Raw genomic sequence first — 26,988 nt, 5'->3', positions numbered from 1 at the left:
CGCCCCGCACAGGGGCGACGCTAATAGACCGACACGAAAACAAGGAAATGCCAAAGAAAAAAACCACCTAAAGCACAACCAATTCCGCAACTCGGCCACAAAAAACCATCAAAAACTCTGCCAATCCGTCCCCGAAGGGACAGCAGCAAGCTGCATCGACCCAGACGACACCGAACTGCCACCAAGCGCACTACGCCCAACAACACCAACCCGCCGCCTAACATCCGCCGCAATAGCAACTCCCTTAGCCCCCAGCGACTCCCCCCCAGTCTTAAAGATCGACACAGCGGCCCGCAACGAAGCAGCCTGATCTGCCATAGCCTGAGCCGCAGCAGACGCCTGCTCGACCAGCGCAGCGTTTTGCTGAGTGACTTCATCCATCTGCGTCACAGCGACATTAACCTGCTCGATACCGGTACTCTGCTCGACCGAAGCCGAAGCTATCTCGCCCATAATATCCGTCACACGCTGCACCGAACGCACGACTTCGCTCATCGTTTGCCCAGCATCCTGCACAAGCGCAGAACCGCTTCGCACATGCCGCACCGACGTTTCGATCAACTCCTTGATTTCCTTCGCCGCACTCGCGCTACGCTGCGCTAACGTGCGCACCTCGCCAGCCACCACAGCAAACCCACGCCCCTGTTCGCCAGCCCGCGCCGCTTCCACAGCCGCATTGAGCGCAAGAATATTCGTCTGGAAAGCAATGCTTTCGATCACCGCGATAATCTCGGACACCTTCGATGAACTGGACGAAATGTCCTCCATGGTGCCGATCACGCGATGCACGACGTCGCCGCCGGCAGCGGCCGTCTGCGATGCCGTCGCTGCAAGCGTGCTGCCTTGACGCGCGTTGTCGGTATTCGCCTTGACCGTCGAGGTCAGCTCTTCCATGCTGGCCGCCGTTTCTTCGAGCGACGCCGCCTGTTCCTCCGTGCGCTGCGAGAGATCGAGGTTGCCTTGCGCAATTTCGCCGGCCGCCGAGGAAATCGATTCAGCAGATGATTTGATATCCTGAACAATGCTTGTCAGGTTCGAGCGCATGGCGTTGAGCGAGGCCATCAGACTGTGCTCGTCACCCGGCGTCAGTGCAATCGGCACAAGCAGGTTGCCTGCTGCGATCTGCCCGGCAATCTGCTGCGCGTCGCTGGGCTCGCCACCCAATTGACGCAACACGCTGCGCGTGAGGACAACCGCCGTCACGATCGCCACCACAATTGCCAGCGCAACCAGCGACCCCACCAGCGTGCGGATATTGCGGTACGTCGCAACCGCGTCCTTTTGCGCGACGGCGTTCGCATCGTCTTCCCGGTTAGCCAGTTCAACGGCCTTCGCCAGCCACGCGCGCTGTGGCGGGCGCGCTTCGGTCATGATCGTGTGCGTGGCGGTGGCGATATCGTCGGCGAGCGCCTGTTCGATAGCCTTGTTCATCGGCGGGATGGCAAGCGCCTCGGCGCGATCGACATCGGCGATCAACGTGCGCTCGGCATCGCTCGTATTGGTTTCGTGCGCGAACATGTCGCGCAACTGTCTGGCGGCATCGGCGTAAATCTGATTCTGTTTGTGGATTCGATCGACTTCGCCAAGCAGTTCCTGATGATCCTGCAGAAATGCGAGATTGCGCACGGCGATAGCGCGGTCCTGAATCGACGATTTCAATACATTGGCAAGCCGCGATTCGGTGTTGTTGACGCGCGCGATCTCGTCGAGTTTCGCGTTCAGTTCGGAAAGGCCATAAAACGCCAGGCCCGCTACCGCAACCAGCAAGAAGGTCAGCAAGGAGAAGCCCGCGATCAGGCGGGTCGATAGCTTCATGTTGCGCATAGGCCTCCCAGGCATGTGTCGAACGTTGTCGACGTATGGTTATGTCTGTGGTTACGGCATCATCCGGCGTTTCTGAAGGGTGATAGAAAGCTTGTTAGCGTCTATTCAGAAGGTGCTTAAATAGTTTGCCTCGTTGAGGAGGCAACGGACCTGCAGTAATTACCGATAATTACCAACGACTGCCCGCGACTTCATCGAAGACGTTGAGGTCGAACACGCGTTGCCTCTCGGGCGTAGCGAAGCCGCCGAAGTTCATCAATCATGAACATGAAAATATTGCCCCGATAATTTCCTGTTTTGATGTTTATAACACCAGAATTTGATCATTGTGTTTTCAATGTATTTTTCATGCAGGCGGAATGGAATTGATTGATGCCTGCCGGAATTTTCTGTGTTTTGATATGCTCCATCTCGTTGCTCGCGAAACTTAATTCAGATCATGTGAATTCATTTCCCTGATTTGTTAGTTAACATTATCGAAGCAATGAATTATCTGAGTTGCATATGTTGGCCATCAACGCATGCATAAAGACGGATTTTGCGAATTTATTTATTCGTGCAATGTCCCATATCCATAGATTTCCTCTGCATTGAGTTTTTCATACGGCAAATCGCCTTGGCGCTCAGGGGAGTGCAGACTTATGGAAGTCAAAAAGGGCTGTTCCGCATGGTTAACGCAGCTTGCTGCGATGACCTTGATTCATCGGGGTTGTCATGGGCATCGTCCAGCAACTCGGTGACGATTCCGGCCCGACGGCGGTTCATGCAAGGGCGCGGCTATTCAGCCCGTTAGCAGTGAGCTTAAAACCAGTTTGAAGCCAGATACCAACAATCCTTCGCTGGAGTGAACGCATGAAGCAATTGGCACGCCTTTCGCGCCTCGCCGCGGCAATGACGGCAATGGGTTTTGCATCTATTGTTTTTGCCGATGCAAGGTACAAGATGACAACACCGCTTCCCCCTCAGATCCTGACGCCATCGACGGTCGAAACGCGCATCGGCAAGCTGGAGTTCACGGATGGCGTGCCTACCCCGTCGACCGCGCAACTCGTGTATGACAACCTCGATTTTCAGCGTGGTGTCGAGGCGTTCCTGAACGGCATTCCTGGTGCATCGCTCGTGGCCATGCGCGAAGGCATACGCTCCTTCGGAGCCGACAACGGTACCATCGCGCTGGCTGAGACACTGACGGACTCGCGGACCTTGCTGCTGACCGCAAACACAGAGTCTGTCTATTTTTTTGGCTGGCTTGATCTGAAGAACGGACCGGTCGTGGTCGAAGGGCCGCCGAACGTACTCGGCGTGATTGACGACTTCTGGTTCCGATACGTTGCCGATTTCGGTAACGCCGGGCCCGATCGTGGCAAGGGTGGCAAATTCCTCGTCGTTCCGCCCGACTACAAAGGCGAATTACCCACGAGTGGTTACTTCATCGTCAAATCGCGTACTTACGGGAACGTGGTCGTCGGACGCGGCTTTCTCAAGGATGGCTCACCGGCGCCAACTGCTGCGAACATCAAGGCGCATCTGCGTGTCTATCCGTATTCCCAGCGCAATAACCCGCCGCAGACGCATTTCGTGAATTCCTCGGGCGCGCCCATCAACACGATTCATTCCAACGATTTCAGTTTTTACGAGGAAATCAATCAGATTGTTCAGGAGGAGCCGGCGGGGGCGTATGGGCCGGATATGACGGGAATCTTCCGGTCGATCGGCATTGAAAAGGGCAAGCCATTTGCGCCGGACGCGCGCATGAAGAAGATTCTTACTGAATCAGTGGCGGTGGGTAACGCGACGGCCCGGGCGATCGACTTCGCGACGCGTGATCCGGCAGCGCGCATTTATCCGGACCGGCACTGGAACACGCCATTCATTGGCGGCAGTTATCAGTGGCTCGCGAACGGCGCGCGCAATTTCGATGCGCGCACCATGTTCTTCTATGCTGCCACCGTCGATACGCCGGCGATGGCGGTGGCAATGCCGGGCGTCGGGTCTCAGTATGCGTCGGCTAACCTTGACGCCAGCGGACGGCCCTTCGACGGCGGCAAGGATTACGTGCTTCACGTTCCGGCAAACGTGCCGGCGAAGGACTTCTGGTCGATCGTCGTCTACGACACCCAGACGCGATCGATGCTCCAGACGGACCAGCAGTTCCCCAGCGTATCGAGCCAGAAAGACCTGAAAGCGAATGCCGATGGTTCATACGACGTGTATTTCGGGCCGAAAGCACCGGCCGGGAAAGACAGCAACTGGATTCAGACGATCCCGGGCAAATCGTGGTTCACCATCTTCCGTTTGTACGGGCCGCTACAACCGTGGTTTGACAAGACCTGGAAGCTTGAAGATATCGGAGAAGCTTCCGGTAAGTAGTATTCCGGACCTCTCTGGTTCCCGTGATTGTAAAACCCACTGCGCGAAAGCGACTCCCACAGAACGTCACGCCCGCTGATCGTATTTCCCTGATCAGCGGAGCAATCCGGACTCGTTGAGTTCCCCGCTTTTGGCTCGTTCTGCGATTCGGATAAAGGTGTCGGCGACCCATGGATCGAACAGGCTTCGTCGGCCATCGGAGATGATTTTCAAGGCTGTGTGGTGAGTGCGTGCCTTCGAATAGACGCGATTCTGCACAATGGCGTCGTACGTGTCGATGCGGCTATCAGTGTAGATATTGGCGCTGCGCAGGGCTGCGCCGACCTGCTGATCCGTGTAGGCCGCAGCCTGATCGGTGCTTTGCGTGACGGTCTGTGCGTGCACCGACAACTGGTTGTTCACCACGCCCAGTTGCTGCTCCAATGCGTAGATCTGGCCGCCATTCACTGCGTCGGTGCTTCCGCTGGTAATGGCGCCATCGGCTACGCCAGTGACGATACGTGCACCGTCGGTGCCCGCGACGTCGACAACCGAGCCGTTGGTGTCCGCCGCGACGGTGATCGCGCCTGTCGTCGCGTCCTGGCACACGAGCCCGATTTCGCCGTTGTTGATCTGCTGGTTCAAGGTCGTTACGCTATCTTCGATGTTCGTGACTCGACCATCGATGTTGGTCAGCGCATCGCCCACGTTCGCATAGGTGTTGTTGCAGATGTTGTACGTGGGGTTGCGCCAGTTTCCGTTTCGGGATCTTCTTGAACGCGCGACCGAATTCGCGTTGGAGCAGTTGGCGTTGGACAGGCTCGATGTGGAGGTGTCGGCGCGCGATGTCAGCCGTGGCCTGGTGGCGTTGCGCGTGGTCATTGGCCCGCGTGCCGCCAGTAAAGATCATCTGGCCGGCGAGTCGATTGAATATCCGCAGTTCGTCAAATCGTTGGCGACGAGTCTGGGTGCCAAGCTGGAAATACGCTGGGAAGGCCAGGACGCTTTCATGCAAATCGAAATACCGCTTACGCGCGCCGGAGGGGCAGTTCAGATGTAATGCGGCAAGCGTCGGCCGCCAGGCTTCGGGCATCGAACCCCGGAGCCTGGCGCAGCCCGGACTTGATTGCGATCGGTGACGCAGTGTTTCGTTCTACACAGTTTCCTGCGAGCTTGCCGGGAATCCCTTTTGCCCATGCGCAGCGCGCTTCTGGCCAAGCCAGCGTACGAGCTCATTGGGTGCCAGCGCTTTCGCGTAGTACCAGCCCTGGGCGTACTGTACGCCGCGCTCCAGCAGCCACGCCGCCTGAGCGGCCGATTCGACGCCTTCGGCGACGATCTCTACATTGAGTTCGTGAGCCATGGCAATGATGTGAGGCGCAACAATACTCGAAACGCTGTTTTGCACAACCGTATCGACGAACGACTTGTCGATCTTCAGGACATCGACCTCGAAGGTCTGGAGGTACGCGAGGCTGGAATAGCCGGTGCCAAAATCGTCGATGTAGACCGGGTGGCCTGCCGCCCTGAATGCAGCAATGACGCCCCGCGTGGAGTCCGCGTTCATCAAGCTGCGCTCTGTAGCCTCAATGCGGATCTGGTTTGGCGCGATGCCAGTCCCGTTGAGCGAAGAATCCACGAGATTCAGGAAGCGGAACGTCGACAGATCTTCGCTGCTCAGGTTGATCGTCACGTAGAAGGAGGGGGTGGCGACCAGCAATGCGCCCAACTGCGCGATGGTCTTCTTCAAGACAAGATCGGTCAGTGGTTGAATGAGTTGATTCTCCTCAGCGACCCGCACGAAGACTTCAGGCGATACGCTTCTCCCGTTCAACGTCCAGCGCACCAGGGCTTCAACGCCCACGCATTCGCCATCAGCCAGCCGGACGACGGGTTGATAGACCACATCGATCTTGCGCCTTGCAATGGCCCATTCGAGCGTCGCGGGAAACGAAAGTTGCCGCGTGACGCGCCGGTAGGTGAGCCAGCCTGACGTTGCGGCCACAACGACGCCAATCGATAGCCACGTCGCCAGCACTTTGGGCCAGTCTGCGAGAACACTGCTGCGCGGGGATCGGACAACGACGCCCAACGGACGTGTCGATGAGCGTGCGACAGCGTAATACCACTGGTCGCTCTCCAGATTTCCGTCATGCCTCCATGCGTCCAGCATTTCGCCACGGTCGGCGCCAGGTGAGATGGCCAGGAGCGTGTTGGTCGTCGTCTGGATCGCCGCGATGGGGCGTCGCGCTGGATCGATAAGATCGACATAGGAGCTTGAGTCAATCGCCACGTAATTGCCATTGCGGCCGATCTGGATGTCCTTACGTACCTCGCTCAGCGGACTCTGTTGCTGAAACCAGACGAGATACCCGTCTTCGCTGCGATAGTCCGGCGCCGGCAATTCGAGTTCCTTTGCGCGTACGTCTCCAAGCAGGGGCGAGCAGAGATAGCGGCCATTGGCATACGCGCCCGCATCCTGAACGTAGCGATAGTTGTAGATCACACGTGCTGCCTGATGCAGTCGCGCTGCCGAGCAGGCAGCACCAGGGAGCCGGTCAAGGTCGGATAGCGCGGCAAACGCCTGATAAGTCACCAGCTCCGCGCGTATGACCGCCTTGTTTGCAAACTCGAGCAATTCCGTTCGCTCGCGGCTTTCGACATCCTTGTTGGCGATATAGACGCTGATGAACACAGGGCCGATCGTGGCCAGGAATCCAAGTGCAATCGAAGTTGAAATCAGCGTGACGCGCTTGATCATGGCTAAGTCCAGCAGGATTGCATGCCTGGCGGTTTCTGGCGATTAACCAACTGCAGCTGGCGCCTGAATCAAAAGTAGCAAACGGACGAACTCCAGTCCATGTTCCGAAACTTTTCCGATTCCCAACCTGACGATGACATGAGACCGTCAGGCGCGATCAGGAAGCGCACGGGATTCGGGAGTGCCGATTCGGAGCACGGTTGCTCGTGAGCACGTTTAAGGAAGGAAAGGCAGGGAGGTGTGACGCGGTTTCATACATCGGAGTTTTATCGGAAAACGTATACATTATGATAATAATAATTATCCTTATACTTACATTACATAAGCATCGACCCGGCCAGTCAAACCAGCCCGCGCCACAAATCAAGCCCGATCCAACGCCTTGATCGCCAGCGCCGTCGCCGCTGCGCGCGTCTCCACGTGAAGCTTGCTGAACAGATGTTCGAGGTGCTTGTTCACCGTTCGCGGCGCCATGCCGAGAATATCGCCGATGTCGCGATTGGCTTTTCCTCGCGACACCCATAACAGCACTTCGGCCTCGCGTGCCGTCAGCGCGAAGCGGGCCGCAAGCGAGTTACGGTGCACATGGTCGTCGATTTCGGCGAGGATAATCATCCATTCGCCTGGTTGAAGCGCAGGCGTCACGCTCGCCGTGCGCCGCACGTGTCCCGCGACGATCTCGTGAACCGCATCGGCGGGGCTTCCGCGTGCGAGCCAATCGACGAACCAGGCACGCAGGAGCGGTGGCAGGAAGGCGGACACACCCGTCTTCGCCGAGCCCTCCGTGTCATCGTCCGGGTAGGCCGCAACGAGCCGCGCCGCGTGCGGACTTTGCCAATGAACAGCGCCGTCAGCGCCCACCACCAACGCCGCACGCGCATCGATCGACAGCGCTGCCTGCGCATAGAGCTGCGAACGCGAGCGCTGCACATGGGCGCCGATTCGCGCGCACACTTCCTCGGGCCGGACCGGCTTCGTCACATAATCCACGCCGCCTACCCGGAAAGCGCGCACCACGTGCTCGCTCTCCGTCAGCGCCGTCATGAAAATCACGGGCAGATGTTCGTGGCGCGCGTCCTGTTTCAGGCTGCTGCAGGTGTCGAAGCCGTCCATGCCCGGCATCATCGCATCGAGCAGCACGACGTCGGGCGTGACGCGCGCAAGGCGCTTGAGCGCATCTTCGCCCGAAAGCGCGACCAGCACCGCGTAGCCGTTCGCCTGCAGCGTATGGGAGAGAAACGCCAGATTGTCGGGCGTATCGTCGACGATCAGCACGACGGGACGATGGCCGACCCACGCGGGCATCGCGTCCGCGCGGCTCGGGTTGCATGCGTCACGCGCCGTCGGCGCGTGCAAGCAGGTCGAGTTCATGCTCAAGCTCCCTTAGCTGAAAGCGTTCCGCCAATTCCCGCAAGACATCGATCTGCTGCTGCAGGGCGGGCCAGGTCGCGCGCGTCGCGTCGAGCTGCTCGATCACGCCTTCGACATAGCCGACATCGAGATGCGCGCGCAGGCGTTCGACGACCGCCTTCGGCCAGACGGCAGGCGGTTCGGTAGGCCGTGGAAGCGCGGGCATCGAGATTTCGGATGCAATCCAGTCGAGTTCCAGCAACTGCGCGAGTTTGTCGACGAGCAGGCTCACCTGAAGCGGCTTGACCAGATAGCCGGCGCAACCGGTGGCGCTCGCGCGCTCGCGATCGTCGGCGAATGCATTGGCGGACAGCAGCAGGATGGGCGCGTTCGACAACTGGTTTTCGCGAATCAGCCGGCTGGTTTCGTAGCCGTCGAGCAGCGGCATGGAAATATCCATGATGATCGCGTCCGCCGTGTGGGTGGCGAGCCAGCGCAACGCGTCGGTGCCGCTCGCGGCTTGCGCGACTTCGAAGCCGAGCGGTGTCAGCAACTCCACGACGATGCCGCGGTGATCGGCGAAATCGTCGACCACCAGAATCGCGCGGCGCGGCCCCGTATAGCCGCGAATCGCCGCCAGCTCGGTGGGCGCAGCGACGCCGCTTTCGACCGCGGGCGCGAACAGACGCACCACGAAGCGCGTGCCGCGCCCGACCTCGCTGTCGACTTCGAGGCTGCCGCCGAGCGCCTGCGTCAGCAGCTGGCAGATCGTGAGGCCGAGGCCCGCGCCGCGATCGTGCGCGTGCGCAGCCTCGCCGCGTTCGAAGGGGAGAAACAGGCGCTCCATTTCCGCCGATGGAATGCCGGGACCGGTATCGGCGACTTCGAATTTGAGCGTGTCGAGCACATGGCTCACGCGCAGCGTCACCGTGCCGCTGGACGTGAAGCGGATCGCGTTGCCAATCAGGTTGGTGAGAATCTGGCCCATGCATTTCTGGTCGGTGCGCACCGTGGCGGGCAGGCGGCCGACCGTTTGCACATCGAAGGCGAGCGCTTTTTCCAGCGCCTGCGGCCGCAGCATCGACGTGACATGCGCGACGAAATCCGCCAAAGGCACCTTGGCGATATTCAATTGCAGTTTGCCCGCCTCGATGCGTGCGACGTCGAGCAGGCCGTCGACGAGCGCCAGCAGATGCTCGCCGCTGCGGTGGATCGTGCGTACCGCGTTGTAGCGCGTGGGCGTGAGTTCTTCCTTCGCCTGCAGCAGCAATTGCGCGTAGCCGAGAATGCTGTTCAGCGGCGTGCGCAATTCATGACTCAAGCCGGAAACGTAGCGGCTCTTGGCCTGGTTGGCCGATTCGGCGGCGGCCGTCGCGCGCTTGAGCGCGGCATCGGTTTTCTGGTGCGCGTCGATTTCGAGCATCAGCAGTTCGTTTTGCCGCTGCGACTCTTCCTGCGTGACGCGCCGGCTTTCGCGCTCCAGCACGAACCACCACGCCGCGATGCAGCCCACCAGCGAGAGCGCGAGAAAGATCTTCAGGAAGCTGCTGCCGAGTGCAGAGCCGATCGATGCGTCGGTGGCGGCTATCGACGTCGCGCTTTGCGACCAGATCAGATAGAGCACGCTCGACAGCACGGCGAGCATCGCCAGCACAAGGCTCGCGTAGTGAATCAGGCGCAATGCGCCGGGGCCGAGCCGTGCGCCCGGCAACACGCGATGGAGCGCGCGGTCGGCTTGCGAAACGAAGCGCGCGTGCGGCTTGCAGCGGTCGTGGCAACGCGAGTCGAGCGAGCAGCACAGCGAGCAGATGGTGCCGCCGTAGGCCGGGCAGTGAGCGGTGTCGTCGGGTTCGAAGCTGTTTTCGCAGATCGCGCAGCGCAGCGAGGTGGCGTCGCCGGTCGGTTGCGCTTCGCGCGCGATGTAGTAGCGCCCGCGCGTGGCGATGGCGAGCACGGGCGCGCACGCAAACGCCACGCCAAAAGCAATGAACGACGACATCGCCTTGGCAAGCACGCCGAACAGGCCGCTGTGCGCGAGCATGGCAACGGCCGCCGCGATCAGCATCGCGCCCACGCCCACGGGATTCACATCGTAGAGATGCGCGCGCTTGAATTCGATATGACGCGGGCTATAGCCGAGCGGCTTGTTGATGACGAGATCGGCGAACAGCGCGCCCACCCACGCAATCGCGATGTTCGCGTAGAGCGACAGCACCTTGCCGATCGCGTCGAACACGCCCATTTCCACCAGCAGCAACGCGATCATCACGTTGAAGACGAGCCAGACCACGCGCCCGGGATGACTGTGCGTGAGGCGCGCGAAAAAATTCGACCACGCGAGCGAGCCAGCATAGGCATTCGTCACGTTGATCTTCAACTGCGAGACGATCACGAACAGCGTCATCGCGGGCAATGCCCAGCCTGCGAGCCCGAACGGATCGAGCAGCAGATGGTAGGCCACGAGATACATCTGCGTGGGCTGCGCCGCGTGGCTCGCATCGACTTCGTACTGGAGCGCGACAAAGGCGAGAAACGCGCCGCCGAGCATCTTGAGCGCGCCCGGCACGATCCATCCCGGTCCCGCCGCGAGCAGCGCCAGCCACCAGCGCGTGCGGTTTTTCGCCGTGAGCGGCGGCAGGAAGCGCAGATAGTCCACCTGTTCGCCCACTTGCACGATCAGCGCGAACACAACGGTGGACGCCTGTCCGAATGCAATCAGGCTGAACGCGCGGCCTTGCGGCGCGAAGCCCGCGAAGGTCGTCCATTGCGCGAGCAGATCCGGGTGATGCCACAACACCGCCGCATAAGGCAGCACCAGCAGCACGAGCCAGAGCGGCTGCGTCCAGCTTTGCAGGCGGTTGATCAGCGTGATGCCGAACATGACGATCGGTATCACGACGAGCGAACTCACCACATAGGCGATCGCCAGCGATAGATGGAAATAGAGCTGGAGCGCGAGCGACATGATGGCCGCTTCGAGCGCGAAAAAAATAAAAGTGAACACCGCGTACAGCAGCGAAGTGACCGTCGAACCGATATAGCCGAAGCCCGCGCCGCGCGTGAGCAGATCCATGTCCACGCCGTAGCGCGCCGCGTAATAGCTGATCGGCAGGCTTGTGAGCCAGATCAGCACGGACACGGCCGCAATGGCCCAGAACGCGTTCGTGAAGCCGTAGTTCACGACGAGACTGCCGCCAATGGCCTCCAGCACCAGAAACGACACCGCGCCGATCGCCGTATTGGCGACGCGCAATTCCGACCAGCGCCGAAACGAGCGCGGCGTAAAGCGCAGCGCGTAGTCCTCCAGGGTCTCGTCGCCGACCCAGGCGTTGTAGTCGCGGCGCACCTTGACGATGCGTTGCGTGCTGGTCGCGCCCGCTGACGGGGGGCTCTGGGGCATGAGGATGATCCGTGTTGGTGCGCGGGCGGCAAGAGCGGGATGCGATGCAAATTACATTCCAGTTCATGCGCCGGGAATACGTCAATCGACGTATTCCGATCGTCAATTTGGCTTTCTACATTGCGTCCAACACTCGACCCAGCCCGCTGCGACCCGCACCGGGCACCCGATAAGGAGAACGTGATGTCCGCAGACGATCGATTCGATGACGATGCCCAGATGCCTTCGCTGCTGCGCCGGAAAATGCTCGGCGGTCTCGCCGCCGCGCCGCTGATGGCGCTGGGCCTGCCGCGCGGCGCGTTTGCGCAGACGCCGCCCACGGCGAAGGTCAATACCACGGGCCTCGCGGTGACGGACACCACGGTGACGGTCGGCCAGCTTCACTCGGCCACGGGCACGATGGCGATTTCCGAGACCGGCTCGATCCAGGCCGAACGCCTGGCTATCGAGCAGATCAACGCAATGGGCGGCGTGCTGGGCCGCAAGGTGCAGATCATTCAGGAAGACGGCGCCTCCGACTGGCCGACTTTCGCGGAGAAGTCCAAAAAGCTGCTGGAGAACGATCACGTCGCAGCGGTGTTCGGCTGCTGGACTTCGGCTTCGCGCAAGGCGGTGCTGCCGGTGTTCGAGAAGGACAACGGCCTGCTTTACTACCCGACCTTCTACGAAGGGCTCGAACAGTCGAAGAATGTGTTCTACACGGGCCAGGAAGCGACCCAGCAGATTCTCTGGGCGCTCGACTGGGCCTCGAACACGAAGAAGGCCAAAACTTTCTTCCTGATCGGTTCCGACTACATCTGGCCGCGCACCTCCAACAAGATCGCGCGCCGCCATATCGAACAGCATCTGCACGCGAAAGTGGTGGGCGAGGAGTATTACCCGCTCGGCACGACGGAATTCGCCTCGCTGATGAACAAGATCAAGCTCGCGCGCCCCGACTGTATTTTTGCGACCGTGGTGGGCGGCTCGAACGTGGCGTTCTACAAGCAGCTCAAGGCCGCGGGCATCACGCCGCAGAAGCAGTTCCTGCTGACGTTGTCGGTCACGGAGGACGAAGTGCTCGGCATCGGCGGCGACAACTTCGCGGGCTTCTATTCGTCGATGAAGTACTTCCAGTCGCTCGATAACGACAACAACAAGAAGTTCGTCGCGGCCTTCAAGGCGCGCTACGGGCAGAAGTCGGTGATCGGCGATGTGACCCAGGCCGCTTATCTCGGTCCGTGGATCTGGAAGGCCGCGTGCGAGCGCGCGGGTAGTTTCGACGTGGACAAGGTGGTCGCGCATTCGGCCGGTATCGAGGTGGCGAACGCGCCGCAAGGCTACGCGAAGGTCGATCCGAACCATCACCTGTGGAGCCGCTCGCTGATCGGCGAAGGGCAGGCGGACGGCCAGTTCAAGGTCGTCGCGCAGTCGGCGCAGCCGATCCAGCCGAATCCGTTCCCCAAGGGCTACATGTAATCCGTCAACCGCAGCGGCGCGGCGACGCATGACGCCGCCGCGCGAGGAGCGTTCGATGTCCGCTACCGATATTTTCAACATCACGCTGATGCAGGGCTTCGCCGGTTTGAGCCTGTTCAGCGTCCTGCTCCTGATGGGGCTCGGGCTCGCCGTGATCTTCGGCCAGATGGGCGTGATCAATATGGCGCACGGCGAGTTCATGACGATCGGCGCCTACACGGTCTACATGTTCTCGTGGTTCTCGCAGAACGTCTGGCATGCATTCACGCCCGTGTACTTCTTCTTCGCGATCCTGGCGGCGTTCGCGCTGTCCTTCGCCGCGGGCTGGCTCGCCGAATGGGCGCTGATCCGCCATCTCTACAAGCGGCCGCTCGACACGCTGCTCGCCACCTGGGGCCTGAGCCTCGGCATGCAGCAGGTGTTCCGCTCGACCTTCGGGCCGAAGGAAGTGAGCCCGGCGCTGCCCGACTGGCTGATGGGTTCCTGGGAGCCGAAGCCGGGCCTCGACATTCCCGTGAGCGGCATGTTCGTGATGGGCCTCGCGCTGCTGATGACGGGCGGCCTGCTGCTCATGCTCTATCGCTCGCGCTGGGGCTTGCGCGTGCGCGCCACGGTCGCGAACCGGCCGATGGCGAACGCCGCGGGCATCAACACGCGACGCACCGACCGCATGACCTTTGCGATTGGCTGCGGCATCGCGGGCGTGGCGGGCGCGGCGTTTACGGCCATCGGCTCGACCGGACCGACGAGCGGCTCGCTCTATATCGTCGATTCGTTTCTGGTGGTCACGTTCGGCGGCGCGGCGAGTCTGCTCGGCACGGTGGCTTCGGCGTTCGGCATCGCGCAGATGCAGTCGATCAGCGAGTTCTTTCTCTCGGGTTCGATTGCGCGCGTGCTCACGCTGCTGACCGTCGTGGTGATTCTCATGCTGCGCCCGCAAGGCCTGTTCGCCTCGAAGGTGCGGCGCGTTTAAGCGCGCGCGGTATTGCACATGGCGCACACGCCGCACAAGCCGCACCAGCCTCATTCACAGCTTCATTCGTATGGAGAGATGGACATGGAACCCATCCAACCCACGGCCGCCGGCGTTTCCCCGCGCTCCGGCCGCGGCGCGCCGCCAGCCGGCTGGCGCGCGCGCGTGGCGCGGCTCGACGCCTCCGGCTACGCGGGCATCGTGCTGCTCGCGCTGCTGATCGTGGTCGTGTTTCCGCTCGCGCTCGACACGTTCCGCTTGAACCTGATGGGCAAGTACCTGACCTATGCGTTCGTGGCGATCGGCCTCGTGATCGCGTGGGGCTATGGCGGCGTGCTCAGTCTCGGGCAGGGCGTGTTCTTCGGCCTCGGCGGCTACGCAATGGCGATGTTTCTCAAGCTCGAAGCATCCAGTCCGGCCGCCACGCGCACGCAGACCACGCCGGGCATTCCCGACTTCATGGACTGGAACCAGCTCACCGCACTGCCGGCGTGGTGGAAGCCGTTTCACTATTTACCGTTCTCGATCCTCGCGGTGCTCGTCGTGCCCACGGCGCTTGCTTTCGTGATCGGCTACGCCATGTTCAAGCGGCGCGTGGGCGGCGTGTACTTCGCGATCATCACGCAGGCGGTCGCGCTGATTCTCTCGGTGCTGATCATCGGCCAGCAGGGTTATACGGGCGGCGTGAACGGCATTACCGATCTGCGCACGCTGCTCGGCTGGGACATTCAATCCGATCACGCGAAGCTGGTGCTGTATTTCGTGAACGCCGTGCTGCTGATCGGCGCGCTGCTTGCCTGCCGCTGGGTCCAGCGCAGCAAGCTCGGCACGCTGCTGCTGGCGATGCGCGACAAGGAAGACCGCGTGCGCTTCTCCGGCTACGACGTCGCCATGTTCAAGGTGTTCGCGTTCTGCCTCGCGGCGCTGCTGGCGGCGATTGGCGGCGCGATGTTCACCCTGCAGGTTGGCTTCATGTCGCCGTCGTTCGTCGGCATCGTGCCGTCGATCGAAATGGTGATCTACGCGGCCATCGGCGGGCGCATGTCGCTGGTTGGCGCGGTGTATGGCGCGATTCTCGTCAATCTCGGCAAGAGCTGGTTTTCGGAGAGCTTCCCCAATCTCTGGCTCTATCTGATGGCGGCGATGTTCATCGGCGTGGTGATGGTGTTTCCGAATGGGCTGGCGGGCCTCTACGACGAGCATGTGCGCCCGCGCGTGCGGCGCCTGCTCGGCGCGGCGAACAAGGAGGCGTGAAGCATGAGCAATACCGACTTTCTGCTCGCGATCGAAGACCTGACCGTGTCGTTCGACGGTTTCAAGGCGATCGACGCGCTCAATCTCTATCTCGAACGCGGCGAACTGCGCGTAGTGATCGGCCCGAATGGCGCGGGCAAGACCACGCTGCTCGATCTCATCTGCGGCAAGACGAAGGAAACGGCGGGCAGCATCAAGTTTCGCAACGAGGAAATCACCAATCTCGCGGAATTCCGCCGCGTGCGTAAAGGCATCGGCCGCAAGTTCCAGACGCCGTCGATCTACGAAAACCTGAGCGTGGCGCAGAACCTGGAAGTGTCGTTTCCGCGCGGACGCAGCGTGTTCGGCGCGCTGGCTTACCGCGAAGACTCCGAAGTGGCCGACCGCGTGCGCGCCGTGGCCGACGAGATCGGGCTGGCGGCGTCGCTCGATATGGAAGCGGGGCTGCTTTCGCACGGCCAGAAACAGTGGCTCGAAATCGGCATGCTGCTTATGCAGGATCCCGAATTATTGATGCTCGACGAACCGATCGCAGGCATGAGTGTGCGCGAGCGCGAATTGACGGCCGATCTGCTCGACCGGATTTGCCGCAACCGCTCGATGATCGTGATCGAGCATGACATGGCCTTCGTCGAGCGAATCGCGCACAAGGTCACGGTCATGCATCAGGGCAAGATTCTCGCGGAAGGGCCGATGGCGCAGGTGCAGGCCGATCCGCGCGTGATCGACGTTTATCTGGGCCACTGAATTGGCCACTGAGTTGAGCATCGAACGACAACACGGAGAACACATCATGCTGGAAGTCGACGATCTCGTCGTCAGCTACGGGCAGAGCGAAGTGCTGCACGGCATCGGCTTTTCGGTTGCGCAAGGAGAAAGCGTGGCCGTGATGGGCCGCAATGGCATGGGCAAGACGACGCTGTTCAAGGCGCTGATTGGCATGCTGCCCGCCAGCCGCGGCACGGTGCGCGTGGGCGGCGCCGACGTTTCGAAGGACGAGAGCTATCGCCGCGTGTCCAAAGGCATCGGCTATGTGCCGCAGGGACGGCAGATTTTCGCTTCGCTGAGCGTCGAGGAAAACATCCAGACGGGCCTCGAAAACGCACAGAGCCAGCGCGTGCCCGACGAACTTTACGCGCTGTTTCCCGTGCTGTTCGACATGCGCAAGCGCAAGGGCGGCAATCTCTCGGGCGGTCAGCAGCAGCAACTCGCGATTGCGCGCGCGCTCGCGACCGACCCGAAGGTGCTGCTGCTCGACGAGCCCACCGAGGGCATTCAGCCGTCCGTCATCAAGGACATCGCCCGCGCGCTCAACCAGATTCGCACGAGCCGCAATATCGCCATCGTTGTTTCGGAGCAGGTGTTGAGCTTTGCGCTTGACGTCGCCGACCGGCTCTTCGTGATCGAAGGCGGGCGCTTCGTGCATCAAAGCACGCGCGATGCGGGCGACACCGAGCGCATCCGCGAATACCTCTCCGTCTGAGCGCGGCGCGGCTCTCGCGCGCCGCGCCGTATGTCAATCCGCGAAACCAGGAGCGAACGCAATGCCCGACACTCTCATCAAGGTCGATCTGAACCAGTCGGCCTACGAAAACGAACAGGTGCACAACCGCTGGCACCCCGACATTCCGATGGCCTGCTGGGTCAAGCCCGGCGACGATTTCATCCTCGAAACCTACGACTGGACCGGCGGCTTCATCAAGAACGACGACAGCGCCGACGACGTGCGCGACATCGACCTGTCGATCGTGCACTTTCTCTCCGGCCCGGTGGGCGTACACGGCGCGGAGCCGGGCGACCTGCTGGTGGTGGATCTGCTCGACATCGGCGCGAAAGACGACAGCCAGTGGGGCTTCAACGGCTTCTTTTCGAAGACCAACGGCGGCGGCTTTCTGACCGACCATTTCCCCAGCGCGCAAAAATCGATCTGGGATTTTCACGGCGTCTATACGAGTTCGCGCCATATTCCGGGCGTGAATTTCGCAGGCCTGATTCACCCGGGCCTGATCGGTTGCCTGCCCGATCCGAAGCTGCTGGAGACCTGGAACGCGCGCGAAACCGCGCTGATCGCGACCGAGCCCGAGCGTGTGCCGCCGCTCGCGAATCCGCCGTTCGCGGCCACCGCGCACATGGGCAAGCTCGCGGGCGAGGCGCGCGATAAAGCCGCCGCGCAGGGCGCACGCACGGTGCCGCCGCGCGAGCATGGCGGCAATTGCGATATCAAGGATCTGTCGCGCGGCTCGAAGGTGTTTTTCCCCGTCTACGTGGATGGCGCGGGCCTATCGGTCGGCGATCTGCACTTCAGCCAGGGCGACGGCGAGATCACCTTCTGCGGCGCGATCGAAATGGCGGGCTGGGTGCATATGCGCGTGAATCTGATCAAGGGCGGCATGGCGAAATACGGCATTCGCAACCCCGTATTCCAGCCCAGCCCGATCACGCCCAACTACAACGATTACCTCATTTTCGAAGGCATTTCCGTCGACGAGCAGGGCGGCCAGCATTATCTCGACGTGACCACTGCGTATCGCCAGGCGTGTCTGAACGCCATCGAGTATCTGAAGAAGTTCGGCTATTCCGGTGCGCAGGCGTATTCGCTGCTGGGCTGCGCGCCGGTGCAGGGGCATATCAGCGGCGTGGTCGATATTCCGAATGCCTGCGCGACCTTGTGGCTGCCGACGCAGATATTCGACTTCGACATTCGCCCTAACGCCGATGGCCCGATCCAGCACATCAAGGGCGGCGTGGATCTGCCGTGTTCGCCGGATCTCGCGAAGGCTTGAGTCTGCGGATGTTTTTAAAAGGAGGCTGTCATGCCGATCTATGACTTCGAGTGCGCGAATTGCGGGCCATTCTCCGTCATGCGCCGCATCGCCGAGCGCGACAAGCCGTGCCGTTGTCCCGCGTGCGGGGAGGAGGGCGGCCGCGTTATCGGCGCGCCCGCGCTGGCCTTGATGGCGGGCACGAGCCGCGCCGCGCACGCGACCAACGAGCGTGCTGCACATGCGCCGCGTCAGTCCGGCGACGGGCCGCCGCTGCGTCATCGCGCCGGTTGCAGTTGCTGTTCGGGCGGCGCGGCGAAGCTTGCCGGAGCGGCGTCGGACGGCCTCAAACGGCCGGCGGGACGGCCCTGGATGATCAGCCACTGAGTTGCGCCGCGCGCGAGTCTGCCACTCAAAGGCCGGGGACTTTGCGCGCGGCATCAACGCGTTCAAGGAGAAAGCGTCATGCGACATGGTGATATTTCGAGCAGCCGCGATTGCGTGGGCGTCGCGGTGGTCAATTACAAGATGCCGCGTTTGCACACCAAAGCGGAGGTGCTGGACAACGCGCGCCGTATCGCCGACATGGTGACCGGCATGAAGCGGGGTTTGCCGGGCATGGATCTCGTGGTGTTCCCCGAATATTCCACGCACGGCATCATGTACGACCGCGAGGAGATGTTCGAGACGGCGTCCACGATACCCGGCGAAGAGACGGATATTTTCGCGGCGGCGTGCCGCAAGGCCAACGTGTGGGGCGTGTTCTCGATCACCGGCGAGCGCCACGAGGAACATCCGCGCAAGGTGCCGTACAACACGCTCGTGCTGATCGACAACCACGGCGAGATCGTGCAGAAGTATCGCAAGATCATGCCGTGGACGCCGATCGAAGGCTGGTATCCGGGCGACCGCACCTATGTGACGGACGGGCCGAAGGGCCTCAAAATCAGCCTGATCATTTGCGACGACGGCAACTACCCGGAGATCTGGCGCGACTGCGCGATGAACGGCGCGGAATTGATCGTGCGCTGCCAGGGCTATATGTATCCGGCCAAGGAGCAGCAGGTGATGGTCGCGAAGGCCATGGCGTGGATGAATAACACCTATGTGGCCGTGGCCAACGCCACGGGTTGGGATGGCGTGTATTCGTACTTCGGCCACTCCGCGATTGTCGGTTTTGATGGGCGCACGCTCGGCGAATGCGGCGAGGAGGAAATGGGCGTGCAATACGCGGAGTTGTCTGTCGGCATGATTCGCGACGCGCGGCGCAACATGCAGTCGCAGAACCATCTGTACAAGCTGCTGCATCGCGGCTATACCGGCACGATCAATTCCGGCGATGGCGCTAACGGCGTGGCGGCCTGTCCGTTTGGCTTCTATCGGCGCTGGGTCGAGGACCCGGAGGGCACGCGCCGTAGCGTCGAAGCCCTGACGCGCGCGACGCCCGGAACCGCGGAATGTCCGATCGAAGGTATCCCGCACGGCGAATGAGTGTTGAGCGCGCGATCGAACCGTGAGCACGTCGATCGCTTCCGCTTAACCGTCCGTGGACCGGTGAGAACTAGCTCGCCGAATCCGGAAAATCCGGACGGAGTTCGGCTTCGATCTGATCGATCGTCGGGAGGCCTGTTTCCATCGCCGGCGGCACTTCGCGCATCAACTGGTATTCGGCCACGCCCATCGGCTTGGCCATGCCTCGCAAGGCATATTCGGCCACAAGCCGGTTTTTCTCCTTGCACAGCAGCAGCCCGATGGTCGGCTGGTCGTCCGGTGCCTTCACCTGCGCATCAATCGCGGACAGATAAAAGTTGAGTTGCCCGGCGTATTCCGGCTTGAAGGGCGTCGTTTTCAATTCGACGACCACGTAGCATCTCAGCTTCAGGTGGTAGAACAGCAGGTCGATGAAGAACTCGTCGCCGCCGATTTCCAGCCGGTACTGGCGCCCGACGAAGGCGAAGCCGGCGCCCAGTTCCAGCAGGAAGCGCGTGATGTGTTGCGTGAGCGCGCGCTCGATGTCGCGTTCCTGCGCGCTTTCGGTCAGGCCCAGAAAGTCGAAGATGTACGGATCTTTCAGCGCGTCCCGCGCGAGATCGGATTGCGGCGACGGCAGGCGATCGGCGAAATTCGTCACGGCGTTGCCTGCGCGCGAGTGCGCCGCGGTCTCGATCTGCATGACCAGAACGCTTCGCGACCAGCCGTGTTCGAGGGATTTTGCGGCGTACCAGAGGCGCGAAGGCGCGTCGTCGAGCTTGTCGAGCAAGGTGACGACGTGGGACCACGGCAATTGTGCAACGGGTTGTTGCACAAATTCCGGCTGCGGGAACGCCTGAGCCAGCGCGCGCATGTACTTGAGGTTGCGTGGCGAGAATCCACGCATGTCGGGGAACGCCGCCTTGAGATCGCGCGCGAGCCGGTCGATAACCCCGGCACCCCAGCCTTGAGCCAGTTGCCGCTCGAGAATGTCCTGACCGATCTGCCAGTACAGCGTCACCAATTCCCGATTCACGCTGGCGACGGCGCGTTGGCGCGCATGTTCGACGCGCTGTTTCACCTCGGCGAGCCAATGGCGATAGTCTTCGGCCCAGGCGGGATTGGCTGGTTCGTTGGTCATGCGCGGTTTGGTCGGACTGCGGTTGTGAAAATCAGGAGCAACACGTGCACAGCGTACTGGCAGACGAGGCGCCGTGCCAGCGATACGGGGTTGAGATTATAACATTCGACCCTAATGAAGATGCGATAATTAAGATTATGTTAAGTCATGGGTCGCGCCACAAAACCCAAAACAAAACGGCGCGGTCCCCACACCAGGCAGGCACCGCGCCGTCGACATAAACGCCAATCGTTCCTTAATTCACCGCCGCCTGCGCTGGCACACTCGTCTCGCTCCAGCCGCCGCCCAACACCTTATAAAGCGTGATCAGGTTCGAAAGCTGGGACATCGTGTCCGTCACAAGCTGCTGCTGCGCCGTATACAGCGAACGCTGCGCATCGAGCAAAGTCAGAAAGCTATCCGTGCCGCGCTGATATCGCGCCTGCGCAGTGTCGTAATACTCCTGCGCGGCCGTCACGTATTCGCGGTCGGCTGCCGTCTGCGCGACATACGTGCTGCGTCCCGCCAGCGCATTCGCCACTTCCTTGAACGCCGTCTGAATGGCCTGCTCGTAATTGGCGATCTCGATTTTCTTTTCGACGTTCGCCACATCGAGCGTCGCCTGGTTATAGCCCCATTCGAAAATCGGCACGCTGATAGTCGGCGCGAACGCCCACGCGCCGCTGCCTGCCTTGAACAGCCCCGACAAACCGGTACTCGACGTACCCGCCGTCGCCGTCAACTCGATCTTCGGGAAAAACGCCGCGCGCGCCGCGCCGATATTCGCATTCGCCGCCTTCAGCGTATGTTCGGCTTCGACGATATCGGGCCGGCGCGTCAGCAGATCGGACGGCACGCCCTCGCCGATATCGGCCAGCATCGACTGGCTTTGCATCAGCGTCGTGCGCGGCGGCAGATCGTCGGGCAACGGGCAGCCGATGGCGGCCACCAGATTGTTGCGATCCTGCGCCACGGCACGCGTGTACGCCGCCAGATCCGAACGCGCGCTCGCCAGCGTCGTGCGCGCCTGCTGCACGTCCTGGATCGACGAACTGCCGCGATCCATCATTTTCAGCGTCAGCTCGAAGGTCTGCTGATCGGCATCGACGGTGCGCTGCGAGATTTCGAGGCTGGCTTCATCGGCGAGCAGTTGCAGATAGTCCGTCGCCACCGTGGCGACCAGGCTCAACTGCGTGCTCGTGCGCGCGGCATCGGTCGAGAGGTACTGTTCGAGCGCCTGGCGCTTCAGACTGCGCAGGCGGCCGAAAAAGTCGATCTCCCACGACGACATGCCCACGCTCACCGAACTCGACGAACTGATCACGCCCGCCGATCGCTCGCGCGTCAGCGAACCCGAGGCCTCGATCGCCGGTCCGAGATTCGCGCGCGCGATGCGGTACTGCGCTTCGTATTCCTCGACGTCGAGCGCGGCCACGCGCAGATCGCGGTTGTTCTCCAGCGCCAGTTCGATCAGGCGCTGCAGGCGCGCGTCGCGGAAGAAATCTCGCCAGCCCATGTCCGCCGCGAGCGGCGCTTGCGCGTTCGCGGGGTTGTTCTGCGTAGCGCCTTGCGCGGCGTTTTGTGTCGTGCTGCTTCGATACGCGTCGCCGGTCGGCCAGCCGTTATCGACGGGCGCGGCGGGCCGCTGATACGCCGGGTCGAGCGAACACGCGCAGAGCGTGCTCGCGATCAAGGCGCTCATCCATTTGAGTTTCATGCTTCCCCCTTTTGCGCCTGATCGTCTTGCGCAGCGTGGCCATGCTCGCCAAACAGGCGACGCACCACGACGAAAAACACCGGCACGAAGAAGATCGCCAGCACGGTCGCGGAAATCATGCCGCCGGTCACGCCGGTGCCGATCGCGTGACGCGCGCCCGCGCCTGCGCCCGAGCTGATCACGAGCGGCAGCACGCCGAAGATGAAGGCCAGCGAAGTCATCAGGATCGGCCGCAAACGCATATGCGCGGCCTTGATCACGGCATCGAGCAACGAGTGCCCTTCGTCCTGCAGATCCTTGGCGAATTCGACGATCAGAATCGCGTTCTTGGTCGACAGGCCGATGGTCGCGAGCAGGCCTACCTTGAAGTAGATATCGTTGTCGAGGCCGCGCAGATGCGCCGCCGCCAGTGCGCCGAGCGCGCCCAGCGGCACCACCAGAATCACCGCGAGCGGCACCGACCAGCTCTCGTAGAGACCGGCCAGGCACAGGAACACGACGATGATCGAGATGGCATAGAGATACGCCGCCTGCGAACCCGCCTCCACTTCCTGGAACGATTGCCCGGTCCACTCCACGCCGAAACCGGCCGGCAGCTTCTTCGCGATCTCCTTCACGGCGGTCATCGCCTCGCCGGTACTCGAACTGCCGCCGGCCTGCGCGGACATTTCCATCGCGAGTTGCCGGTTGTAGCGCTCGATCTGCGGCGGGCCGAACGACCAGCGGCTGGTCGCGAACGCCGAGAACGGCACCATCTGGCCGTCGTAGCTCGACGTGCTGCTCGACGAATCCGAAGTCGACGAACTGCTCGAAGAAGACGTCGAAGAGGACGACGAACTCGACGAAGATGAAGACGAACTCGCGCGCACGAACCAGTTGTTGATATCGGACGGCATCATGCGGTACTGCGCCTCGCCCTGCACATACACCTTCTGGATACGCCCCGTGTCGATGTAGTTATTGACATACGAGGAGCCGAACGCCGTTTGCAGCGTGTCGTTGATATCCGATACCGAAAGCCCCAGCGCAGAAGCCTTTTCACGATCGATATCGACCGTGAGTTCCGGCGTGTCCTCCAGCCCCGAAGGCCGCACCATCGCCAGCGCGCCGTTCTTCGCGGCCAGCGCCATGAACTGGTTGCGCGCGGCCAGCAGCTTGTCGTGGCCCTGCCCCGCGCGATCCTCGATTTCGAAGTCCAGACCGCTTTGCGTGCCGAGTTCCTGAATCGCGGGCGGATTCAGCACGAACGTCTGCGCATCGCGATTCGCGCCCAGCTTGCGATTGGCACGCGCGATGATCTCGGCCGCGCTATCGTGCGCGCCGCGCTCGCTCCAGTCCTTCAGCGCGACGAAGGCCAGCGCGTTGTTCTGCCCTTGCCCGTTGAAGCTGAAGCCGTTCACGGTAATCATCTGCGCCACGCCCGGCTCGTCGTGCAGGAAGTAGTTTTCCGCCGCTTCCACAGCCTTGAGCGTGCGCGATGCAGGCGTGCCCACCGGCGTACTGATCGACACGAGGAAGTAACCCTGATCCTCATCCGGCAGATACGACGAAGGCAGCGTCACGTACAGCAACGCGACGAGACCGCCCATGCACGCATAGACCAGCATCCAGCGCACCGGCCGCGAAATCGCACGCCCGACGACGCTGCTGTAACGGTCGTTGCCCGACGCAAACTTGCGGTTGAACCAGCCGAAAAAGCCGCGTTTTTCGTGTTCGCCTTCCTCGACCGGACGCAGCAGCGTCGCGCACAGGGCGGGCGTGAGCGTCAGCGCGAGCAGCACCGAAAGCACCATCGCCGAAACGATCGTGATCGAGAACTGGCGATAGATCGCGCCAGTCGAGCCGGAGAAGAACGCCATCGGCACGAACACGGCGGTCAGCACCGTGGTCACGCCCACCAGCGCGCTGGTGATCTGCTTCATCGCCTTCTGGGTGGCTTCGCGCGGCGAAAGCCGTTCCTCGCTCATCAGGCGTTCGACGTTTTCCACCACCACGATCGCATCGTCGACCAGCAGGCCGATGGCCAGCACCATCGCGAACATCGACAGCACGTTGATCGAGAAGCCAATCACCGCCATCACGCCGAATGTGCCCAGCAGCGCGACCGGCACGACGATGGTCGGAATCAGCGTCGAGCGCACGTTCTGCAGGAACAGATACATGACGATGAACACCAGCACGATTGCCTCGAAGAGCGTCTTGACCACTTCCTCGATGGAGATGCGCACGAACGGCGTCGTGTCGTACGGGTAGTTGATCTTCACGTCGTGCGGCAGTTGCGGCTGGATTTCCGCGAGCTTCGCGCGCACTTCGCGCGCCACTTCCATGGCGTTCGCGCCGGTCGCGAGCTTGATCGCCACCGCCGAAGACGGCTGGCCGTTGTAGCGCGACGAGGTGTCGTAGCTGTCGCCGCCCACTTCCACGCGCGCGACGTCCTTCAGGCGCACTTTCGAGCCGTCGGTATTGACGCGCAGCAGGATGTCGCCGAACTGATCGGCTGTGGTCAGCAGACTGGACGAGCGGATCGTCGCGTTGATCGCCTGCGAGTCCGTCGCGGGCGCGCCGCCCACCTGACCCACCGAAAGCTGGATGTTCTGGTTGGTGATCGCCGTGGTGACGTCCGAAGTCATCAGCCCGAAGCTGCGCAGCTTGACCGGATTGAGCCAGATGCGCATGGCATGCTGCGCGCCGAACAGCGTCACGTCGCCCACGCCGTTCAACTGCGAGATCGGATCTTCGATCTGCGTGGCGATGATATTGCCGAGGTCGATCGAGTTATAGCTGCCGCCAGGCGACGACAGCGCAACGATCATCATGAAGTTGTTCGACGCCTTCGCAACCTGAATGCCCTGCTCCTGCACGGTCTCGGGCAGCGAGGACGTCGCCTGGCTCACCTTGTTCTGCACCTGGACCTGGGCGATGTCGGGATCGGTGCCCGCATTGAAGGTAAGCGTGATGGTCGCCTGTCCAGCCGAACTGCTGGTCGACGACATATAGAGCAGGTTGTCGATGCCGCTCAGTTTCTGCTCGATCACCTGCGTGACGGTGGCCGCCACGGTGTCGGCCGAAGCGCCCGGATAGGTTGCCGTCACCTGCACGGAAGGTGGCGCGATCGTCGGATATTGCTGGATGGGCAGCGTGGTCAGGGCCGCCGCGCCCACCAGCATGATGACGATGGCGATCACCCATGCGAGGATCGGCCGCTTGATAAAGAAGTCCGCCATGCGCCGCTCCTTATCGAGCTGCCGGGGCGGCGGCTGTCGAGGCTGCCGATGCCGCCGATGCCGCCGATGCGGAGGAAGCCGTCGGCACCGCAGAAGCCGTATCTGCCGCGACCTTCACCTTCGCGCCCACGCTCACGCCCTGCAGGCCGCTCACCACGACGCGCTCGCCGCTGTGCAGGCCGTCGGTGACGATCCATTGATCGCCGTAGGCATCGTCGGCCTTGACGCTGGCCTGACGCACGGTCGACGACGCATCGACCACATAGACGCTCGCCTGCCCGTCCGAGCCGCGCGTGACAGCGATCTGCGGTACGAGGATCGCGTTGTCGTCGGCGCCCTCTTCGAGCTTCGCGCGCACGAACATGCCCGGCAGCAATTCACGCTCGGGGTTCGGGAAGATCGCGCGCAGCGTGACCGAACCCGTGGTCGTATCGACCGAAATGCCGGAGAACTGCAGCGTGCCCGTGTGTGCGTAGGCCGTGCCGTCTTCCAGCACGAGGCTGACTTCCGCGCCGTTCTCGCCCGAGCGCTTGAGCTTGCCGGACGCCAGGGCCCGGCGCAGCTTCAGCCACTCCGCGCTCGAGCGCGTGACGTCCAGATACATCTGGTCGAAGGCGTGGATGGTCGCCAGCGCCGTGGTTTGATCGGAGGTGACGAGCGCGCCTTCCGTGACCGACGAGGCGCCGATACGCCCGGAAATCGGCGCGGTAATGCGCGTGCGGTCGAGATTGACGCGCGCCGACTCCAGCGAGGCCTGGTCGGCAATCACATCGGCTTCGTCTTCGCGCACGGCGGCGATCGCGTCGTCGTAGTCCTGCTGGCTCACGGCCTTGATCTTGACGAGATCGACGTAGCGGTCGGCCTTGGTTTTCGCCGATGCCAGCGTCGCCTTTGCCTTGGCGAGCGTGCCGCGCGCTTCGTCGTAGCTCGCCTGATAGGAGGCCGGATCGATCTGATAAAGCTGCTGCCCGGCCTTCACGTCCGAGCCTTCGACGAACAGGCGCTTCTGCACGATGCCGCTGATCTGCGGGCGCACGTCCGACACCTTGAGCGACGAGAGCCGCCCGGAAAGTTCGGTGGTCAGCACGATATGGGTTGGCTGCACGGTCTGTACGCCGACTTCGGCAGCCGGAGCCGCCATGGGCGCCTGCTGCTTGCTGCAGCCGGCCAGCGCCGCAATGCACGCGCCAACGAGAATGGCGCACGTCCTGATGGCAACGCGTGGCCGCGCCGCCCCTTGCCGCAGAGAGTGATTTGCCTTCATAAAAATGCCAAGGGTGCGAGAAGTTATTGTTGACATGCTTGATGTCGGAAAGCGTCTGGCTT

Annotated in this window: 19 protein-coding genes and 1 pseudogene; 10 read left to right on the top strand and 10 right to left on the bottom strand. The window is 62.1% G+C overall.

Annotated features, from left to right (window positions below; genetic code table 11):
* Positions 1–108: 108 nt before the first annotated feature.
* Both G3N59_RS02610 and G3N59_RS02605 read right to left on the bottom strand, forming a co-directional pair.
* Entirely contained in the window at positions 109–1,824 is a 1,716-nt protein-coding gene (locus G3N59_RS02610) for a methyl-accepting chemotaxis protein (RefSeq protein WP_205980959.1), read from the bottom strand.
* Between the two features lie 184 nt (positions 1,825–2,008).
* Positions 2,009–2,083 (bottom strand): annotated as a pseudogene (locus G3N59_RS02605) (DUF2252 family protein); the annotation flags it as partial.
* 593 nt (positions 2,084–2,676) lie between these two features.
* On the opposite strand from G3N59_RS02605, the gene G3N59_RS02600 reads away from it, so the two are divergent.
* The gene (locus G3N59_RS02600; RefSeq protein ID WP_205980958.1) at positions 2,677–4,194 is read left to right on the top strand and encodes a DUF1254 domain-containing protein; all 1,518 of its coding nucleotides are present in this window, start codon (positions 2,677–2,679) and stop codon (positions 4,192–4,194) included.
* 93 nt (positions 4,195–4,287) lie between these two features.
* Here G3N59_RS02600 and G3N59_RS02595 read toward each other — a convergent pair whose 3' ends face one another.
* Entirely contained in the window at positions 4,288–4,881 is a 594-nt protein-coding gene (locus tag G3N59_RS02595; RefSeq protein ID WP_205980957.1) for a hypothetical protein, read from the bottom strand.
* Between the two features lie 10 nt (positions 4,882–4,891).
* Here G3N59_RS02595 and G3N59_RS02590 point away from each other — a divergent pair, with 10 nt between their 5' ends.
* A complete protein-coding gene (locus G3N59_RS02590; protein WP_205980956.1) occupies positions 4,892–5,233 on the top strand; it encodes a hypothetical protein in 342 nt (113 codons plus the stop codon).
* A gap of 93 nt (positions 5,234–5,326) precedes the next feature.
* Here the strand turns inward: G3N59_RS02590 and G3N59_RS02585 are convergent, their stop codons facing one another.
* The 3 genes from G3N59_RS02585 to G3N59_RS02575 form a co-directional block, all read right to left on the bottom strand.
* Complete coding sequence (locus G3N59_RS02585) at positions 5,327–6,934, bottom strand: EAL domain-containing protein (protein WP_205980955.1); 1,608 nt, start codon at positions 6,932–6,934, stop codon at positions 5,327–5,329.
* A 363-nt stretch (positions 6,935–7,297) separates the two neighbouring features.
* The gene (locus G3N59_RS02580; protein ID WP_346777844.1) at positions 7,298–8,239 is read right to left on the bottom strand and encodes a response regulator transcription factor; all 942 of its coding nucleotides are present in this window, start codon (positions 8,237–8,239) and stop codon (positions 7,298–7,300) included.
* Between the two features lie 28 nt (positions 8,240–8,267).
* Positions 8,268–11,684: an ATP-binding protein gene (locus tag G3N59_RS02575; RefSeq protein WP_205980953.1), complete on the bottom strand. Its 3,417-nt coding sequence runs from the start codon at positions 11,682–11,684 to the stop codon at positions 8,268–8,270.
* Between the two features lie 183 nt (positions 11,685–11,867).
* On the opposite strand from G3N59_RS02575, the gene urtA reads away from it, so the two are divergent.
* From urtA to G3N59_RS02535, 8 genes are all read left to right on the top strand, one after another.
* Positions 11,868–13,142, top strand: a complete 1,275-nt coding sequence (gene urtA / locus G3N59_RS02570; protein WP_205980952.1) for an urea ABC transporter substrate-binding protein — start codon at positions 11,868–11,870, stop codon at positions 13,140–13,142.
* A gap of 55 nt (positions 13,143–13,197) precedes the next feature.
* On the top strand, positions 13,198–14,115 hold the full coding sequence (gene urtB / locus G3N59_RS02565; protein WP_205980951.1) for an urea ABC transporter permease subunit UrtB: 918 nt from the start codon (positions 13,198–13,200) through the stop codon (positions 14,113–14,115).
* Between the two features lie 84 nt (positions 14,116–14,199).
* Entirely contained in the window at positions 14,200–15,369 is a 1,170-nt protein-coding gene (gene urtC / locus G3N59_RS02560) for an urea ABC transporter permease subunit UrtC (RefSeq protein ID WP_205980950.1), read from the top strand.
* Between the two features lie 3 nt (positions 15,370–15,372).
* On the top strand, positions 15,373–16,116 hold the full coding sequence (urtD, locus tag G3N59_RS02555; protein WP_205980949.1) for an urea ABC transporter ATP-binding protein UrtD: 744 nt from the start codon (positions 15,373–15,375) through the stop codon (positions 16,114–16,116).
* Between the two features lie 46 nt (positions 16,117–16,162).
* Complete coding sequence (urtE, locus tag G3N59_RS02550; RefSeq protein WP_205980948.1) at positions 16,163–16,852, top strand: urea ABC transporter ATP-binding subunit UrtE; 690 nt, start codon at positions 16,163–16,165, stop codon at positions 16,850–16,852.
* 61 nt (positions 16,853–16,913) lie between these two features.
* A complete protein-coding gene (gene fmdA, locus G3N59_RS02545; protein WP_205980947.1) occupies positions 16,914–18,152 on the top strand; it encodes a formamidase in 1,239 nt (412 codons plus the stop codon).
* 30 nt (positions 18,153–18,182) lie between these two features.
* Entirely contained in the window at positions 18,183–18,518 is a 336-nt protein-coding gene (locus G3N59_RS02540; protein WP_205980946.1) for a zinc ribbon domain-containing protein, read from the top strand.
* Positions 18,519–18,596: 78 nt separating this feature from the next.
* Positions 18,597–19,622, top strand: a complete 1,026-nt coding sequence (locus G3N59_RS02535; protein ID WP_205980945.1) for an aliphatic amidase — start codon at positions 18,597–18,599, stop codon at positions 19,620–19,622.
* A 70-nt stretch (positions 19,623–19,692) separates the two neighbouring features.
* Here G3N59_RS02535 and G3N59_RS02530 read toward each other — a convergent pair whose 3' ends face one another.
* The 4 genes from G3N59_RS02530 to G3N59_RS02515 all read right to left on the bottom strand — a co-directional run bounded on the left by G3N59_RS02530 (position 19,693) and on the right by G3N59_RS02515 (position 26,803).
* On the bottom strand, positions 19,693–20,742 hold the full coding sequence (locus G3N59_RS02530; RefSeq protein WP_205980944.1) for a PDDEXK nuclease domain-containing protein: 1,050 nt from the start codon (positions 20,740–20,742) through the stop codon (positions 19,693–19,695).
* Positions 20,743–20,977: 235 nt separating this feature from the next.
* Complete coding sequence (locus G3N59_RS02525; RefSeq protein WP_205980943.1) at positions 20,978–22,438, bottom strand: efflux transporter outer membrane subunit; 1,461 nt, start codon at positions 22,436–22,438, stop codon at positions 20,978–20,980.
* Entirely contained in the window at positions 22,435–25,662 is a 3,228-nt protein-coding gene (locus G3N59_RS02520; protein ID WP_205980942.1) for an efflux RND transporter permease subunit, read from the bottom strand. The genes G3N59_RS02525 and G3N59_RS02520 overlap by 4 nt, the downstream gene beginning before the upstream one ends.
* Positions 25,663–25,672: 10 nt before the next feature.
* Positions 25,673–26,803 carry an efflux RND transporter periplasmic adaptor subunit gene (locus G3N59_RS02515; protein WP_241023122.1) on the bottom strand — a complete coding sequence of 377 codons (1,131 nt, stop codon included), beginning with the start codon at positions 26,801–26,803 and terminating at the stop codon, positions 25,673–25,675.
* Positions 26,804–26,988: the final 185 nt, after the last annotated feature.

It is taken from the genome of Paraburkholderia sp. Ac-20340, assembly GCF_017104965.1.
Classification (GTDB): domain Bacteria; phylum Pseudomonadota; class Gammaproteobacteria; order Burkholderiales; family Burkholderiaceae; genus Paraburkholderia.
This window is presented reverse-complemented; position numbering and strand designations above follow the sequence as displayed.

Bases quoted from the DNA above. Each gene is read 5' to 3' on its own strand.
- G3N59_RS02610 (WP_205980959.1), bottom strand. From the start codon at position 1,824: ATGCGCAACATGAAGCTATCGACCCGCCTGATCGCGGGCTTCTCCTTG.
- G3N59_RS02600 (WP_205980958.1), top strand. From the start codon at position 2,677: ATGAAGCAATTGGCACGCCTTTCGCGCCTCGCCGCGGCAATGACGGCA.
- G3N59_RS02585 (WP_205980955.1), bottom strand. From the start codon at position 6,934: ATGATCAAGCGCGTCACGCTGATTTCAACTTCGATTGCACTTGGATTC.
- G3N59_RS02580 (WP_346777844.1), bottom strand. From the start codon at position 8,239: ATGCCCGCGTGGGTCGGCCATCGTCCCGTCGTGCTGATCGTCGACGAT.
- G3N59_RS02575 (WP_205980953.1), bottom strand. From the start codon at position 11,684: ATGCCCCAGAGCCCCCCGTCAGCGGGCGCGACCAGCACGCAACGCATC.
- urtA (WP_205980952.1), top strand. From the start codon at position 11,868: ATGTCCGCAGACGATCGATTCGATGACGATGCCCAGATGCCTTCGCTG.
- urtB (WP_205980951.1), top strand. From the start codon at position 13,198: ATGTCCGCTACCGATATTTTCAACATCACGCTGATGCAGGGCTTCGCC.
- urtC (WP_205980950.1), top strand. From the start codon at position 14,200: ATGGAACCCATCCAACCCACGGCCGCCGGCGTTTCCCCGCGCTCCGGC.
- urtD (WP_205980949.1), top strand. From the start codon at position 15,373: ATGAGCAATACCGACTTTCTGCTCGCGATCGAAGACCTGACCGTGTCG.
- urtE (WP_205980948.1), top strand. From the start codon at position 16,163: ATGCTGGAAGTCGACGATCTCGTCGTCAGCTACGGGCAGAGCGAAGTG.
- fmdA (WP_205980947.1), top strand. From the start codon at position 16,914: ATGCCCGACACTCTCATCAAGGTCGATCTGAACCAGTCGGCCTACGAA.
- G3N59_RS02540 (WP_205980946.1), top strand. From the start codon at position 18,183: ATGCCGATCTATGACTTCGAGTGCGCGAATTGCGGGCCATTCTCCGTC.
- G3N59_RS02535 (WP_205980945.1), top strand. From the start codon at position 18,597: ATGCGACATGGTGATATTTCGAGCAGCCGCGATTGCGTGGGCGTCGCG.
- G3N59_RS02530 (WP_205980944.1), bottom strand. From the start codon at position 20,742: ATGACCAACGAACCAGCCAATCCCGCCTGGGCCGAAGACTATCGCCAT.
- G3N59_RS02525 (WP_205980943.1), bottom strand. From the start codon at position 22,438: ATGAAACTCAAATGGATGAGCGCCTTGATCGCGAGCACGCTCTGCGCG.
- G3N59_RS02520 (WP_205980942.1), bottom strand. From the start codon at position 25,662: ATGGCGGACTTCTTTATCAAGCGGCCGATCCTCGCATGGGTGATCGCC.
- G3N59_RS02515 (WP_241023122.1), bottom strand. From the start codon at position 26,803: ATGGCGGCTCCGGCTGCCGAAGTCGGCGTACAGACCGTGCAGCCAACC.